Source organism: Streptomyces sp. NPDC058231, from assembly GCF_042882275.1.
Taxonomy (GTDB): Bacteria; Actinomycetota; Actinomycetes; order Streptomycetales; family Streptomycetaceae; genus Streptomyces.
The window spans coordinates 1-15,323 of the sequence record NZ_JBHVWN010000054.1; the positions used below are offsets into that span (position 1 = coordinate 1).

The 15,323-nt window shown below is 71.0% G+C and carries 16 protein-coding genes and 1 pseudogene; 10 read left to right on the plus strand and 7 right to left on the minus strand.

What is annotated here, in order from left to right:
• Nucleotides 1-131 precede the first annotated feature (131 nt).
• Nucleotides 132-524, minus strand: coding sequence for a DUF5997 family protein (locus tag ACFVXE_RS28410; protein ID WP_389675359.1), 393 nt, complete (start codon nt 522-524; stop codon nt 132-134).
• Between the two features lie 57 nt (nt 525-581).
• Here ACFVXE_RS28410 and ACFVXE_RS28415 point away from each other — a divergent pair, with 57 nt between their 5' ends.
• Complete coding sequence (locus ACFVXE_RS28415) at nt 582-1,355, plus strand: LysR family substrate-binding domain-containing protein (RefSeq protein WP_389675361.1); 774 nt, start codon at nt 582-584, stop codon at nt 1,353-1,355.
• An 8-nt stretch (nt 1,356-1,363) separates the two neighbouring features.
• Here the strand turns inward: ACFVXE_RS28415 and ACFVXE_RS28420 are convergent, their stop codons facing one another.
• On the minus strand, nt 1,364-1,849 hold the full coding sequence (locus ACFVXE_RS28420) for an FxLYD domain-containing protein (protein WP_389675363.1): 486 nt from the start codon (nt 1,847-1,849) through the stop codon (nt 1,364-1,366).
• Nucleotides 1,850-1,995: 146 nt separating this feature from the next.
• Between ACFVXE_RS28420 and ACFVXE_RS28425 the strand changes: the two genes are divergently transcribed.
• Nucleotides 1,996-2,415, plus strand: coding sequence for a hypothetical protein (locus tag ACFVXE_RS28425; protein ID WP_389675365.1), 420 nt, complete (start codon nt 1,996-1,998; stop codon nt 2,413-2,415).
• Nucleotides 2,416-2,477: 62 nt separating this feature from the next.
• Here the strand turns inward: ACFVXE_RS28425 and ACFVXE_RS28430 are convergent, their stop codons facing one another.
• The gene (locus tag ACFVXE_RS28430; RefSeq protein ID WP_389675367.1) at nt 2,478-2,747 is read right to left on the minus strand and encodes a hypothetical protein; all 270 of its coding nucleotides are present in this window, start codon (nt 2,745-2,747) and stop codon (nt 2,478-2,480) included.
• 120 nt (nt 2,748-2,867) lie between these two features.
• Between ACFVXE_RS28430 and ACFVXE_RS28435 the strand changes: the two genes are divergently transcribed.
• Together ACFVXE_RS28435 and ACFVXE_RS28440 are read left to right on the plus strand one after the other, a co-directional pair.
• Nucleotides 2,868-3,227, plus strand: a complete 360-nt coding sequence (locus ACFVXE_RS28435) for an arsenate reductase family protein (protein ID WP_389675369.1) — start codon at nt 2,868-2,870, stop codon at nt 3,225-3,227.
• 149 nt (nt 3,228-3,376) lie between these two features.
• Complete coding sequence (locus tag ACFVXE_RS28440) at nt 3,377-4,045, plus strand: hypothetical protein (protein WP_389675371.1); 669 nt, start codon at nt 3,377-3,379, stop codon at nt 4,043-4,045.
• 20 nt (nt 4,046-4,065) lie between these two features.
• On the opposite strand, the gene ACFVXE_RS28445 is transcribed toward ACFVXE_RS28440, so the two are convergent.
• On the minus strand, nt 4,066-4,977 hold the full coding sequence (locus tag ACFVXE_RS28445; RefSeq protein WP_389675372.1) for a Gfo/Idh/MocA family protein: 912 nt from the start codon (nt 4,975-4,977) through the stop codon (nt 4,066-4,068).
• Between the two features lie 198 nt (nt 4,978-5,175).
• Here ACFVXE_RS28445 and ACFVXE_RS28450 point away from each other — a divergent pair.
• The 5 genes and pseudogenes from ACFVXE_RS28450 to ACFVXE_RS28470 all read left to right on the plus strand — a co-directional run bounded on the left by ACFVXE_RS28450 (nt 5,176) and on the right by ACFVXE_RS28470 (nt 10,958).
• Nucleotides 5,176-6,662, plus strand: a pseudogene (locus ACFVXE_RS28450) (hypothetical protein).
• A complete protein-coding gene (locus tag ACFVXE_RS28455; protein ID WP_389675373.1) occupies nt 6,659-7,837 on the plus strand; it encodes a hypothetical protein in 1,179 nt (392 codons plus the stop codon). Before ACFVXE_RS28450 ends, ACFVXE_RS28455 begins: the two are co-directional and overlap by 4 nt.
• A 109-nt stretch (nt 7,838-7,946) precedes the next feature.
• Nucleotides 7,947-8,981, plus strand: coding sequence for a glutamine synthetase (gene glnII, locus ACFVXE_RS28460; protein WP_389675374.1), 1,035 nt, complete (start codon nt 7,947-7,949; stop codon nt 8,979-8,981).
• Nucleotides 8,982-9,082: 101 nt separating this feature from the next.
• Nucleotides 9,083-9,994 carry a DUF6891 domain-containing protein gene (locus ACFVXE_RS28465; RefSeq protein WP_389675376.1) on the plus strand — a complete coding sequence of 304 codons (912 nt, stop codon included), beginning with the start codon at nt 9,083-9,085 and terminating at the stop codon, nt 9,992-9,994.
• Between the two features lie 346 nt (nt 9,995-10,340).
• A complete protein-coding gene (locus ACFVXE_RS28470; RefSeq protein WP_389675377.1) occupies nt 10,341-10,958 on the plus strand; it encodes a winged helix-turn-helix domain-containing protein in 618 nt (205 codons plus the stop codon).
• A 95-nt stretch (nt 10,959-11,053) separates the two neighbouring features.
• Here the strand turns inward: ACFVXE_RS28470 and ACFVXE_RS28475 are convergent, their stop codons facing one another.
• Together ACFVXE_RS28475 and ACFVXE_RS28480 are read right to left on the minus strand one after the other, a co-directional pair.
• A complete protein-coding gene (locus tag ACFVXE_RS28475; RefSeq protein WP_389675379.1) occupies nt 11,054-12,751 on the minus strand; it encodes an alpha-L-fucosidase in 1,698 nt (565 codons plus the stop codon).
• 136 nt (nt 12,752-12,887) lie between these two features.
• A complete protein-coding gene (locus ACFVXE_RS28480; protein WP_389675381.1) occupies nt 12,888-13,259 on the minus strand; it encodes a hypothetical protein in 372 nt (123 codons plus the stop codon).
• Nucleotides 13,260-13,287: 28 nt separating this feature from the next.
• Here ACFVXE_RS28480 and ACFVXE_RS28485 point away from each other — a divergent pair, with 28 nt between their 5' ends.
• Entirely contained in the window at nt 13,288-14,772 is a 1,485-nt protein-coding gene (locus ACFVXE_RS28485) for a DUF1996 domain-containing protein (protein WP_389675382.1), read from the plus strand.
• A gap of 65 nt (nt 14,773-14,837) precedes the next feature.
• On the opposite strand, the gene ACFVXE_RS28490 is transcribed toward ACFVXE_RS28485, so the two are convergent.
• Nucleotides 14,838-15,317 (minus strand): hypothetical protein, encoded by a 480-nt coding sequence (locus tag ACFVXE_RS28490; RefSeq protein ID WP_389675383.1) that lies wholly within the window; start codon nt 15,315-15,317, stop codon nt 14,838-14,840.
• Nucleotides 15,318-15,323: the final 6 nt, after the last annotated feature.

Below are 15,323 nucleotides of genomic sequence, written 5' to 3' on the forward strand. Positions count from 1 at the left end.
TTTTTAATCATCCGCCCACCCCCGATATATACACCCCCACTATCGTCGGCCGCGTCAGTTTTTTATAAGACCCCGGGCTCGTACCGGCACCGCGTCCGGCCGGCGCCGCGGGGCGGCGCCGGCCGGAACGGTCAGCTGGACCGGTCGCCCTGCTCCGCCTTCTTCTCCTTGATCCGCACCGCTTCCTTGCGGACCTCGGCCTGAGTGGCGCGTTCCTTCCGCAGCCACTCGGGAAGGTCCTGCTTCAGGGCGTCGATCTGCTCCGTGGTGAGGGGCTCCGTCACTCCGCCCCGCGCGAGACCCGCGATGGAGACACCGAGCTTCGCCGCGACCACCGGCCGGGGGTGCGGTCCGTTGTGCCGCAGTTCCTGCAGCCACTCGGGCGGATCGGCCTGCAGCGCGTTCAGCTCGCTGCGCGAGACGACACCCTCCTGGAACTCGGCGGGGGTGGCCTCTAGGTACACACCCAGCTTCTTCGCCGCGGTTGCGGGCTTCATCGTCTGGGTGGTCGGGTGCGACTTCATGTGTCAAGAGTAGCGAGCGTGTGCGATACCGCCGACCACGACCGGTAACCTGGCGGAGTGACAGGCTCCGACGTACCCCCTTCGTTCCGGCTCGCTTATGTCCCAGGCGTGACGCCGACCAAATGGGTGCGTATCTGGAACGAGCGGCTGCCCGACATCCCCCTGACCCTGGTCGCGGTGACCGCAGCCGAGGCACCCGGTGTGCTGCGCGGCGGCGGCGCCGACGCGGGATTCGTCCGGTTGCCGATCGACCGGACGGACCTCAGCGCGATCCCCCTCTACACCGAGACGACGGTGGTCGTGGTCCCGAAGGACCACGTTCTGGCGGCGGCCGACGAGGTGTCCGAGGAGGATCTGGCCGACGACATCGTGCTGCACCCGCTCGACGACACCCTCGGCTGGGAGAATCCGCCGGGCCTTCCGGCGATCGAACGCCCCGAGACGACGGCGGACGCCGTCGCGCTGGTGGGGGCGGGGGTGGGGCTGCTCGTCGTCCCGCAGTCGCTCGCCCGCCTGCACCACCGCAAGGACCTCACCTACCGCACGCTGACGGGCGCCCCCGAGTCGCGCGTCGCGCTGTCGTGGCCCGAGGAGCGAACCACCGACATGGTGGAGGACTTCATCGGGATCGTCCGCGGGCGGACCGTGAACAGCTCCCGGGGCCGCACCGCGCCCGCGGCGCAGCCGAAGCCGAGCAAGCGGACCGGCACGGGCGGAGCGCCGCGGAAGCCCGCGGCCGGGAAGTCGGCCGGCAAGACGTCCGGCAGGAGCCCGCGGAGCGGTTCCGGCAGTCCCAAGGGCGGCCGACGCGGCAAGCCTCGCGGCCGGTAGCGGTCCGGTCAGTGACGCAGGGCCCTGCCCACGTCGGCGGTGATGTCGCCGCCGAGGCTGCGGTTGCTGCGGGCCGTGGCTTTCTTGGGGGTACGGGGCTCGACGTCGTCGACCGTCACCACGGCCGTGTCCAGCAGATTGCCGCTTCCGTCACGGAAGTTGACCTGCACCATGTAGGACTTGGCCGAGTCGGTGATGTTCGTCACGGTGATCGTGGCGACGGCCCGGCCGTCGTTGTTGTTGGCCACGGCACCGACCTTGACGTCCTTCTTGGCATTGACGCCGTTCTTGAAGCCGTCCAGTTTCTCCTGCGCGGCGGCCGTCGCCGAGGCCATCACGTCGGAGCCCCGGGACGCCGCCGACGCGGCGGCGGACGCGGCCCCGGACACCGTGCTGGACACCTTGCCGCCGTCGTCCGAGCAGCCGGTCGCGGCTGATGCGACGGCCGCGGTGAGCAGCCCTGCCGCTATGCCTCGTACGGATCGACTCGTCATCGTGCCTCCCAGGAACTCAGCAGTCGTTCCAGTCAAGGCCGGGGTGGAGTCGCGCGCACTCCGCGCCCGCCGATCGGGTGAGAAGGGTGCGACCGGGGGCGGGCCGTGAGCTCGCGGACCGGCGCGGGAAGGCCGAGGCTGGGCCCATGAGCGACCCGGGCCCCTGCGGACCCCCTCGGCGGCAGTGGCCCCAGGTGGTTCTCCTCGCCGCCTTGCTGGTGGCCGCCTGCTGCGCCGCCGTCGTGGGGGTGCTCGCCGGCGCGTGGTCCCGGGAGAGTGCGGGGACCGTCCGGATCACGTACGAGGTCACCGGCACCGCGAAGGGCGTCACGCTCACCTTCCCCGTCTGGCGGGACGGCCGGCTGTCGACGGAGCGGGTCACCGTGCGACGTCTGCCGTGGACGGGGGAGGTGGAGACCAGAGGTTTCCTGAAGGGCGGCTCCTTCACCGCCACCCTGGGGAGATCGGGCGGCGAGGTCGCCTGCGCGGTAACGGTGGACGACGGCACCTACCGGACCGCCTCGGCCGCCGGGGCGTTCGCCACAGCCGTCTGCGGCGGGTTCTGAAACAGATGGACGCGCCTGTGCCCCCGGCGTCCCGGGGGCACAGGGCTCGGGCGCTCCGGTCGTCAGCGTCCGTAGCGGATCAGGGCACGGACCATGCGGCAGGTCGTGTCGGACGGCGGGTGGATGCCGATGCGCTCGGCGGTCGTCCGTATCCTGTCGTTGCCCGCGCCGGACGGGTGGTACACGCCCGTGTCGAGCAGGGCGATCGCCAGGCGCATGGCCTTCAGGCGGCGGTTGTGGGAGACGTACCACTCGCGGGGCCGGCCCGCGGGGAGCGGCTTCTTCTGCAGGGGCTGGTGGAGCGGCTTGGTCGTGACTGCGGCAACGGCCATGGGCAACCTCCTGGCACCGTCGTGAAACCCTCACGAACTACCTCCATTTTACGGTCCAGCACTGACAATCGCCCCTGCCCAGAGGGGATTTCGCGCTGCTCGTCCAGTACCGTCGACCCCATGGAGATCTGGATCAATCCCGCATGTTCCAAGTGCCGCAGCGCGGTGCAGCTGCTGGATGCGGAGGGGGCCGAATACACCGTCCGCCGCTATCTGGAGGACGTGCCGTCGCCGGACGAGATCCGGGCCGTGCTCGACCGGCTCGGACTGGAGCCGTGGGACATCACGCGGACGCAGGAGGCGGACGCGAAGGAGCTGGGGCTCAAGGACTGGCCGCGCGAGGCGGATTCGCGGGAACGGTGGATCGCGGCGCTCGCCGGGCACCCGAAGCTGATCCAGCGGCCGATCATCACCGCGGAGGACGGAACGGCCGTCGTGGGGCGCACGGAGGAAGCGGTACGGGACGCGCTGGGGCGCTGAGTCCGGCGGGAATCAGCGGTTCGGCCGGAACTCCTCGACGCCGTGGTGCGGCCGCTGAGACGAACGCCGCTGTTGCTCGTACGTAGGGACACACGCACCGCATCCGGCCCAGGCGCATCGGGCGTTCCGGCCGGGGACAGGAGTCCTACGTGTCACGCAGGAAGACCCTCAGCCGCAAGAAGAAGCTCGCCCTGCTGGTCGGGGCAGCCGCACTCGCCGGCGGGACGGCGGCCGTGCTGGCCGGGACCAGTCAGGCCGCGCAGTCGCCGCCGGACCGGGCCTCGTCGGTCGTCTGTACCGGACTGACCACGGCGCTCGGCAACAACGAGCGGTTCATCGCCGGTCAGCGGGCGAATCCGGATGCCGGGTCGGCTGCCCGGATCGCCAACCGGCAGGCCGTGATCGCGGAGATCCGGCGCCAGCAGGCCGCCTCGGGGTGCGGCGGGGCGGCCGAGGCGGGGGCGACGGATCCCACCGCATCCGCCTCGGCCCCCGCATCCGCAGCCGCCTCCGCATCCGCATCCGGGAGCGCGACCCCCGCTCCGCCCGGCGGAGGGGGCCGGCCCACCGGCGATGTCGTCTGTGCCGGATCCACCGTGACGCTGTCCGGCGAGTCAGGCGCCCCCGCCGCGTCCAGCAATCAGTTCCCGGTCGGCACCGCACTCAAGGTGACCAACCTGGACAACGGCAAGTCCACGACGGTGACGGTCACTTCACCGTCCGGCAGCTGCGCCCTGCTGAACGACGCGGCGTTCGAGCAGGTCCGCGAGCCGGGCAAGTTCCTGATCCGGCGCGCCCGGATAGAGCGCGTGCGCTGACGGGTCCGGGCCCGGGCGGATCAGGGGCGCAGGGCGGCCTCCGCCTCGGCCAGCAGTTCGGTCAGCCGCAGTCCGAACCGTACGTCGCAGGGATGCGGCACCCCCGTACGCACCGCCTCGAGCAGTGCGTCCACCGCCGCGCGGAACGCGCTCACCGCGTCGCCTCCGCCCGGCAGCGTCGTCACCCCTGAATCGCCCCTGAACTCGACCTCCGTACCGGCCGCTCCGAGCGGTGCGTCCAGTGCGAGCGTCACCGTGCTGGACGCACCGGAGGTGTGGCGGAGGATCAGGTGGGTGGTGTCGGCGGGGCCGCGTGCGGCGGTCAGTTCCGTGACGTCGCCGAGCACCGGCAGCAGGACCGACAGCGCGTGCGGTCCGACGTCCCACAGGCCGCCCTTGTCGCGGCGCCACGGCGAGGCCGCGAACTCGCTCTCCGCTCCAGGGGCGTACAGCGCGCCGATCCACTGGGCGCGGGCGGTGAACCAGCCACCCCGCGCGGCCTGCTCGGCGACCCACGCCGCGGTCGGCTCGGCGAACCGCATCGTGCAGAAGACGACGGACGCGACCTGCGCCCGGTCGGCCGCCTCGGCCACCTCGCGGGCCCCGGCCACCGTCGTCGCGACCGGCTTGTCCATCAGCAGGTGGCATCCCGCGGCCGCGGCACGGGCCGCGAGCGGGGCCTGGACGTCCGGCGGCAGGGCGAACGCGACGGCGTCGCTCGCGGCGAGGAGTTCGTCCACACCCGTGTCACCGGTGTACGCCTTGGTGCCGTGAGCGGCGGCGAGCGCGTTCGCCGCCTCGGGTCGGCGGCCCCAGACACCGCTGAGCACGACGCCCGGGTGGGCGGCGAGCGCGGGTGCCTGGGTGATCCGGGCCCAGGGGCCGGTGCCGAGAAGGCCGATACGCAGGGGGGCGGCGGGTGATGTCGTCATGAGGCCAGTCTGCCTGGTCCGCTTATCGGGTGGCGGCACACGACGGTCCGCGGTTACGTTGGCGGAGCCGGCCGCGGGACTCCGGCTGCGACTTCCGGGACTTGCCTCTGAAGCACTGATTTCGCTGTTCGCGCCCCCATTCCCCGGCCGGCTTCCGCATCTGCGGGCACCGCGGCGGAACAGCACAGGGGGACGGGGATGACGGACAGGGACACGGACACGTACGCCGACCTCGTTGCCGCCGAGGACGTCCTCCTCTTCGTCAATGCCGCGATCACCGGGACCGGTCAGCGCGAATTCGGGTCCTGGGCCTATCGGCAGCAGCTGTCGCTGGACTTCCTGCACGAGTACGTACGGGTCAACTACCGCAAGGTGTACGCAGCTTCGCTCGCCCTTGGCATCAACGACCACAATGCGGTCCGCATCCTGCGGGGACTGCTGGAGACCTCCGCCGAAGCGACCTCGGAGGAGAAGCGCACCGAGGGCCTGCTGATCGCGGCCCGGCTGGCGAAGCTTCCTCCGCAGCGTGTCTACCGCTTGTTCCGGCTGCTGCGCGACGCCGGGGTCAACAACCGGCGCACCCGCGCGATCGTGCGTGAGTGGCTGGCATCCCGGCCGGACCTGGCCCATGACGCGGTGAAGTACCGCGTCGGGCTGAGGACCGCCGCCCGGCACGCCCATCTCTCCCTCCGCGACGAAACTTCCGAAGCACCGCACGAGCTCGGTGACTTCCTGTTCCGGCCGGGGCGGGTTCCGCGCTACCGGCACCGGCTGCTCGACGCCTGGCGCCGAGCCCACTACGAGCAGGGCGCCGTCGACGAACTGCCCTTCAGCGTCGCCGAGGGGTTCGCCGCCAGGCACGGCATGAAGCGCGATGCGTTCCTGGAGCGGATGGAACCGCGCATGACGCGGCTGGAGCGGCTGCGCACCCAGGAGCAGCGGACCGCGGACAGCGCGACGGGGCTGCCCGCCGGGGCCGGCCTGGGGGTGATGCCGCTGACCCGGCTCGCTCTGTACGTCCTGACGTTCGGCTTCGAGCGGCGCGGCCTGCACCGTGCGGAGCTGACCCGGGCACTGCGGGGGCCGCCCGCCGCGCCGCCGGCCCGCATGCCGGGAGCTGGGGGCGGGTCGCCGCCGTGCTGGACGACAGCTACTCGTCGTCCGGGTCGGCCGAGAAGCGGCGCCGTCCGCTGGCCGTGGCGTTGGCCTGCCATTTCCTGCTGGAGGCGCTGGCCGCGCCCGGTGCTTACGCCTCGCTGTGGACTTCGGGCGCCACCGATCCGCTGCTGGTACGGCCGTGGGGTCCGACTCCGCTGGGCACCCGGATCCTGGACGCCCTGGAGCACGGGCCCGACCGGCTGGTCATCGTGTCGGACGGCTGGGACAACGCACCGCCCGGACTGGCCGGCGAGGTGCTGCGGGTGTGGCGGACCAGGATCGATCCGGACCGACGCACCGCTGTGGTCCACGTGAACCCCGTATACGAAGCGGACGGATTCGACGTGCGGCGGCTCGCGCCGGGCGTGCCGACGGCCGGTATCCGTGACGCCGAGGATCTGCCCGCACTGGTGGAGATCGCACGGTTCGCGGAGGGCGGCACGGGAGCGGCCGCCCTGCACGCGTACCTGGACCGGCAGGTCGCGCGTTTCGTCACCGGCACGGACCAGGGAGAGCGGCGAGAGTGAACACGTTGGAGCTGACCGGACTCACCGTCCGGCCCTCCCAGGTGTGGGGCGGCATCCGGCTGGTGCCACTGGTACGCGCGGAACCCGTCGCGGGGCTCCGGCTGCACCGGGAGATCTACCGGGGCTTCGGCGGCAGCGTCGTCGACACCGGGCCGCGGACGCAGTACACGTCGTACATCCCGCACGGTTTCGTCGCCGACTGGTCGACGGTGCGGACACCGGACGGCAGCGGCGGGCAGCGCGCCGCGTACGGGACGCAGCTCGGCGTCGGTGACAGCGGCGCCCTCGCCCGGCCGCCCGTCACCGCTGCGCTGCCGCGCCACCGCGGCACGCACCACCGCATGGCCAAGCGGCTCCCCGGCGACCGGCTGCGCTTCCTGCCGTTGCACCTGGCGCTGGAGGGATATCTCTCGCTGCATTTCGGCGGACCGTCCGTCGCCTGGGAGGAGTGGTCACGGCAGGCGCTGCGCGACGGGCTGTCGCCGCGCGCCGAGGACGCGTACACGGGCAGGTCGGTGCGCGGGCTCGACGACGCCCTGCGGGTCTTCGAGATCCATCCCGGCCAGTGCGGGGTGATGGTGTACGCGGCTGATGCCCTCGCCGCCGCCTTCGTGCTGCCGCACCCGGACGACTACCGGCTTCTGCACTCCTCGCTCGTCGAGGATCTGTACGGGGAACTCGTCCACCAGTACGCGCTGTACGGCGGTCCGGTACCGGAGTTCGGGGCGCGGATCGCCGACAGTGCGCGGATGGGGACGCTCGCCGGTCTGCGGGCGGCCGCGCGGGCGCAGGAGCAGGAGTGGAGCCGGGCGCACGACGCCCTGTTCGCACGCGAGTTGCTGGACACGGCGTACTCCTTCGACCGGGTCCACCGGATGGGCCCGTTCACGCTGTGGCGTTTCCTGCCGCCGTTCGACCGGAGCGGGGGCGGCAGGCACATCGGCGAGACGATCACCGGCCCCCAGGGGCAGGTCGCGTATCTGAAGACCTTCCGGCTGTCCGACGCGCAGATACGACGCGGCCACCTGCTGAACACGCTCGCCGCCGCCGACTGGCAGCTCGCGCGGGCGGCCGTGACACTGGGCAGCACCGAGGAGGAGCTGGTGCGCCGGATCCGCGCCGCCGGTTTCGGAGAGCTCCTCAAGGACCGGGAACAACGCAACAAACCTCGGTAACACGGGGTTCACATTCGGGCAACGGACGGGAAATCGCGTCTTGCGAAGCTGCGCTGCAGAGACCGGACCGCAGACCGCAGCACCGCAGCACCCCCAAAGGATGGCTTCCGTGACGTTCAAGGCTGAGTACATCTGGATCGACGGCACCGAGCCGACCGCCAAGCTCCGTTCGAAGACGAAGATCATGGCCGGCGAGCCCTCGGGAGACGTCGCGGGGCTGCCCATCTGGGGCTTCGACGGATCCAGCACCAACCAGGCCGAGGGCCACGCCTCCGACCGGGTGCTGAAGCCGGTCTTCTCCTGCCCGGACCCGATCCGCGGCGGCGACGACATCCTCGTCCTGTGCGAGGTCTTCAACATCGACATGACGCCGCACGAGTCCAACACCCGCGCCACGCTGCGTCCGGTCGCCGAGCAGTTCGCCGGCCAGGAGCCGATCTTCGGCATCGAGCAGGAGTACACCTTCTTCGACGGCCACCGGCCGCTCGGCTTCCCCGTGGGCGGCTTCCCGGCCGCGCAGGGCGGCTACTACTGCGGTGTCGGCTCCGACGAGATCTTCGGCCGCGAGATCGTCGAGAAGCACCTCGACAACTGCCTGAAGGCGGGGCTGGGCATCTCCGGCATCAACGCCGAGGTCATGCCCGGCCAGTGGGAGTTCCAGGTGGGTCCGCTGTCGCCGCTCGAGGTCTCCGACCAGCTGTGGGTCGCCCGCTGGCTGCTCTACCGCACCGCCGAGGACTTCAACGTCTCCGCGACCCTGGACCCGAAGCCGGTCAAGGGCGACTGGAACGGCGCGGGCGCGCACACCAACTTCTCCACCAGGGCGATGCGCGAGGGCTACGACGCGATCATCACCGCGTGCGAGTCGCTGGGCGAGGGCTCGAAGCCGCTGGACCACGTGAAGAACTACGGCGCGGGCATCGACGACCGCCTCACCGGTCTGCACGAGACCGCCCCGTGGAACGAGTACAGCTACGGCGTCTCCAACCGCGGTGCCTCGGTCCGTATCCCGTGGCAGGTCGAGCAGGACCAGAAGGGCTACATCGAGGACCGTCGCCCCAACGCCAACGTCGACCCGTACGTCGTCACGCGGCTGATCGTCGACACCTGCTGCACGGCGCTGGAGAAGGCCGACCAGGCCTGATCCGCCACGGCACGGTAAGGAAGGGGGCGCCCGCCGGGGACGGTGGCCGCCCCCTTCGGCGTGCCCGGCGAGCTGTCGGTGCCGCGTGTCAGGATCGGCCCATGCTCGACATCAAGGTGAAGACCGAGAACCGGCAGACCCACACCCGCATTCCGGCGTGGGCGCTGAGCGACCTGGCGCACCGGATCGGTGGGGAGGCGGACCGCTTCCTGGTGGTCCAGCGGGTGCCGGACCGGCCGGGCCACTTCGTGCAGACCTGGCACGAAAACGGCGGGGACTATCAGCTGGAGTACCGCGACGGCGGTCCGGAACGGCATTTCCGGGTGACCGCCGGCTCCCCGGAGCGGATCGCCGAGGTGATGACCCGCTGGGCACGCCAGGAGCCGCAGTGGGATGCGGGAATCGTCTGGGAGAGCGCCGGCCTGCCCGCCGCCGAACCGGTGCCCCCGATGCCCGCGGAGATCGAGGAGCAGCTGACGGAGCGGATCCGCCTGGCGCTGCGCGGCGGCTACGGCACGGTGAAGTCACTGACCGAGCTGGCCGAGTACCACCTCGCCGAGGACGGTGTCCGTCCGGTGACGACGGCGCAGGCCCGGCAGTTGGTGGAGCGACTGTGGGGGGCGCGGGTCGACGAGCAGGAACAGTGGACCGATGTGACGGACGCGGACCGGCTGGAGCGGGCCTTCGCCGCACTGGACGCGAGCGGCATCACGGCGCGGGAGGACTTCGCCTGCTGCCGCTCCTGCGGGCTGGGCGAGATCCACGCGGACGGCGACGAGGACGCGCGGGGCTTCGTCTTCTTCCACTCCCAGTGCACGGAGGCCGTTGCGCTCGGGCACGGTCTCTCGCTCCACTACGGCGGGTTCGACGGGTCGGAGGCGACGACCACCGCGATCGGTCACGAGGTCGCGGCGGCGCTCACGGCGGCGGGGCTGACGGTGAAGTGGGACGGGTCGCCCGGGCAGTCGATCGAACTGACCGGCCCGGACTGGCGCAAGCGGCTGGTCGGTTGAGTCCGATCGGGCGGTTCACCGCCGGCGGGGGACGAGGGAAGGGGCCGGGGTGGCCACGGGGCGGGCTGGCGTCACGCAAACGGTCCGTATCGACAGGTGGGAGAAGCCTGCTGCACCGGAGCATTGTCTGGTCTAATGGGTCCATGGCCGGTTTCCAGTACACCTCATCAGGTCGCAGCGACCTTGAGCCGTTCTGGCCTTCCCGTCAGCATCATGACTTCGACCGGGTGTGTTGCCGCGCGAGGAACGCGCAGGCCCTCTAAAGCCGCTCACCCCGGTCTTCGGTCCGCGCGCACGACGCAAGTCCGTCCCTCGACGACTCCTTCGCGCGAAAGAGCTGACACCCATGGCGAACGCCCGTACCTTCTCCGCCGCCGCTGCCACCGCAGCATCCACGGCGACCGCTGCGGCCACCCCCTCCGCCCGTTCCGTCTCCCCCAACCGCCACCGGCTGCGCGCCGTCGCCCCCGACGAGGTCGTCCAACTGGCCGACGTGGCCGACTTCCTGCCGCCGGGGGCGACCTGGCTGCCCGCCCCCCAGCACACCGTTCCGGCCCTGCCGGGCCAGCCGCCGATGATCGGCTACCTGGTCCTCGTACCGGCCGACCAGCAGCCCGCCGTCATCGGCGCGGCGGCAGCGGCCGCGCAGCGCATCGTTCCCGAGCCGCCGGCGCCCCCGGCGGCGGGCGCGGTGCACATCGACAACGCGCAGCGCACGGCGGCGGTGGACGGGAAAGTCCTCGACCTCACGTTCCTCGAGTTCGAACTGCTCGCCCACCTGGTGGCGTACCCGCACCGGGTGCACACCCGGGACCAGTTGGTGACCACCGTCTGGGGGTACGGTCACGTGGGTGACGGGCGCACCGTCGACGTCCATATCGCCCGGCTGCGCCGCAAGCTCGGCGCGGATCACCGCCGGTCGATCCAGACGGTACGGCGCGTCGGCTACAAGTACGCGCCCTGACGGCTTCCGTACGGGCGGGCCCCGGCCCTCCGGGTATGTCACCGGTCGGCCGGGGCCTGCCGCCTCCGCCGGGGGTCCCGCCCCCGGCCGATGGCTCAGCCGGCCGAGCTCAGGTGCAGTGTGGTCGCGCCCAGGTGCGGTGCGGCCCGGGACTCCAGGACCTTGACCCGTACCGCGGTCGCGGTGACGGGCGAGGCGAGCGGCAGGATGCGCTCGTTGCCGATGGTGGTTCCCTCGGCGATCCGCTGCCAGCTGCCGTCGATCCTGGCCTCCACGGCGAACTTCTCGACCCGCTGCCCGTGCCGGATGTCCTCGCGGACGGCGACCCGGTCGAAGGTGTACGGCCCCGGGCCCTGCGTACGCCGTACATCGGTGCCGTAGGTGCTGCGTACCGCCTTGCCGAAGGCCGTCAGTGACGCGACGTCCGCGTCGTCGATCCGGCCGTCCTGGTCGGGCGGCACGTTCAGCAGCAGTGAGGCGTTCCGGCCGACGCTCTTCTCGTACAGGTTCATCAACTGCGCCGGGGTCTTGGGCCGCTGGTCCGGATGGTAGAACCAGCCCGGCCGGATGGAGACGTCCGCCTCGGCCGGGTACCACTGCAGATACTTGGTGGCCGGGTCGAGGATCCTGGCGCGGGAGCCTATGTCCGCGTCGGTCGAGTCGTTGGGCAGGCTGCCGAGTCCGGTCCACGGGTCGGTGGCGTGCGGGGTGACGCTCCACTCGGTCTCGCGGGCCGTGCCGCCCTCGTTGCCGACCCAGCGGACGCCTTGCGGGCCCTGGAAGACGACGGTGTTCGGCGACAGCGCCTTGACCATGTCGAACCACTGCTTGACGTTGTACTTCTGGGTGATGCCGGAGCCGGACCAGGGGTTGGCGCCGTCCAGCCAGAGTTCCTCGATCGGCCCGTACTGGGTGAAGAGTTCGTAGAGCTGGTTGAGGTAGTACGCGTCGTAGTCGTCGGCCGCCACCGTGAAGGTGGGGAGCTTGTGGTGCTTGACGGCGGCGGCGCGGTCGTCGCCGGGGACGAGCGTGGGGATGGTCCGCTCGGTGACGGCGCTGCCGTTGCCGAACCTGCCCTCGCCCGCGGGTGCCCGGTCGCCGTCCTCCAGCGCCATCTGCTCGGGCAGGCTCAGCGACTTGCCCTCCGCCTGCTTCTGACGGATCGACTCGACCCACTGGGCGTGCCAGGCGTGCGGGAGTTCCGCGCCGTCGGAGGGCGAGAGGTAGAGCCCCACCTTCAGCCCGGCCTTGTGGGCGGCCTTGACGTAGGCGCCGACGACATCGGGGCTGCCGGGGCTCAGCGCGACGGAGTGGTCGGTGTAGCGGGACGGGTACAGGACGAACCCGTCGTGGTGTTTGGCGGTGAGCATGACCTGCTCGACGCCGGCCGCCTTGTAGGCACGCATCCACTGGTCGACGTCGATACTCTTCGGGGCGAAGAGCTTCTCGTCCTCGGTGCCGGAGCCCCATTCACGGCCGGTGAAGGTGTTCATGCCGAAGTGGGTGAAGGCGGTGACCTCCCGCTGCTGCCAGGCGAGCTGGCCGGGGGTGGGGACGATGTTCGCGGCCTTCTCGATGATCCGCTCGGGGCTGTCGCAGGGCTCGACCGCCATCTGCGAGGCCGGCTTCACGGGCGCCGCGCACGGGGTGCCGGTTGCTGCCGCCGCCTGGCGCCCGGACTGCTCCCCGGGCGCCGGCGCCACGGCGGCTTGTTGGGCGGTGGCCTGTACGGGTACGAGCGCGGCCGCTGCCGCCAGTGCGAACGCACTGAGCAGGCGGGTGCGTCGTGCCATGGTTCCCTCCCTTTCCCGACCACATTGGTCGGATCTCTCGGGTGCCGACCTGCGCATGCTGCCGCACTATGAGATTCACGGGAAGGGTGTCCACAAAATACGTCCCATCTATCCCCTGGATAAGCCAGGTGGTGTCTCAGCCGTCGAGCCACGCCGCCGCGTCGAGCCGGAAGGCGTCGGCGGGCGCCATGACCCGCAGGTCGGACTCCAGCGCCCGCAGCCGGTCGGCGCCGAGCGCCCGGACCCATTCGGCACGCAGCCGGTCGAAGCCCTCGGCGGACCGGACCAGCACGTCAGCACCGCTCGGGGTCACCCGGACCAGCTTGCGACGCCCGTCCTGCGGGTCGTCGACCCGCTCGCCGGCGAACCGGATGACCGGGGCACCCGTCGACCCGCAGCTCGCCGCGTTCGCCCCCGCACCCCCGGTGGCCCGTTGCGCGAATGGAGATTTCCACGAACTTCCCCTTTCACTGAACGCATCGCGAACCACACCCGTATGGAACGTCACGCTTCTCCCTCGAAGCCTGAGGAGTTCCATGGGACGCACATCACGCAAACGTTCGACGCTGGCCAACCGGGCGATAGTCGCCTCGGCCGCACTGATTCTGGGCGGGGGTGGCTTGGCCGCGATCAATGTCTACGCTTCGGCGGGGGAAGGATCGTCCGGCTCTCCTCCCGGCCGGACCTGGAATGCGGGCACCCAGATGTCCACCATCGACTGCCCCGACGTGGGGAACGAACTTCCCGAGGTGCCCGATCAGGCACGCGGCGAGGTCGACCGCGAACTGGCCGCCATGGATACCCAGATCACCGATGCCTATCGGCAGTTCGCCGACCGGAAGGACGCGATATCCCGTGATCCGAATCTCGCCGAGAACGCCGTACTCGGCCCGCTGAGGGCCAGACGCACGGCGAGCATCGGCCGTATCGCCACCGCCGTCGAGCGCACCGCGGACCGTCCGCAGGGACTGGAAGGGCTGGCCCCGTGCAGCCTGCGCGCCGACGACGGCAACGCCGGGAATGGCGGCCAGGACAACGGCGGCGACCAGGGTGGTGACCAGGCCGGTGACCAGGGACAGGACGGCGGCCTGGACAACGGCCAGGGGGGTGACGACAACCAGGGTCAGCAGCAGGGCAACGGTCCCGAGGCCTCGGACTTCGTCGACATCCAGTCCGTGCAGCCCAATGTCAACAAGCCCCGCCAGCGCCGTGGCGCCTCACGCGGCACGTTCACGACCGAATGCGGACGTAACGAGAACGGCAAATTCAATCCGGACAATGTCATCGTCGCTCCCGGAGTGAGCAACGGCGCTCACCATATGCACGATTACGTCGGAAACCAGGCCAACGACGCTTTTGCCGGCGATGACGATCTGGCCAATGGCGACACCAGCTGCCGGAATCAGGGTGACAGGTCCACCTATTACTGGCCGGTGCTCCGCCTGCAGAACGGGACGGCCGAGAACGACGCGGCCGCGGACGGCGGCGGCAAGGACCAGAACGTCGGAGAGATCCAGACCCCGTCCCAGGTCACGCTGAAATTCGTCGGGAATCCCACGGCCAGGGTCACCGCGATGCCGCGTTTCCTGCGGATCATCACCGGTGACGCCAAGGCGCTCACCAACGGCGACGCCAATGCCAATGCCTCGTGGAGCTGCACCGGATTCGAGAACCGTCAGCTCAAGGACAAATACCCGATCTGTCCGGACGGCAGCCAGGTGGTCCGCTCCTTCGCCTTCCAGAGCTGCTGGGACGGGCGGAACACCGACTCCGCGAACCACCGGACCCATGTCGCGTTCGCGCAGGGCGACGGCCGCTGCCCGAACGGCTTCAAGGCCATTCCCCAGCTGGTCCAGCGCATCGTCTACGACGTGCCGCCGGGCCCCGGTTTCGCCGTCGACTCCTTCCCGGAGCAGCTGCACAAACCCGTCACCGATCACGGTGACTTCATCAACGTCTTCGACGACAAGCTGATGAAGAAGGTGGTGAGCTGCATCAACGGCGGGCGTAGGTGCCGCTGACCCGGCACGTCGCCCATCCCCCCACACGCACGGAGGCAGCAGCGCCTCCTCCCCTGCCTGCGCGGTCAGCTCATGTGGTGACCGGAGTGCCCTCCCTCGCTCCCCCCATCGGCCCCACTCCCCGAGTGGTGCTGCGAGGCGGTCTCCACCGTCCCCCCGAGCCGGCCGCGCAGTGCTGCGACCACGCCCTCCTCGCCCACGGCCACCCATTTGCGGCCGACCAGGTACGAGCCGCCGTAGTCGTTGGCCTCGTTGATCCACTCGCGCTGGCCGCGGTCGGTCGCGAAGGTGGCCAGCACGTAACGTCCGTCCCCGGTGGTGCAGTTGGCCTGCCGCAGTTCCTGCGCGTCGGTCTGCATGTTCGGCTTGCAGTGGGCCTTCGAGGCCAGCTGCTCCAGGGTGCCGGTCGCGGTCGGCGGTACGTCCGGACCGTCGTCGCGACCTCCCCCTCCGCACGCGGTGAGAAGGGCCAGGCCCGCGAGTACGGCTGCGGCGGCCCTGGCTCCGGACCTCTGTCCCCGTCGTGTCTGCGGCTGCGTCACCATCCGGCC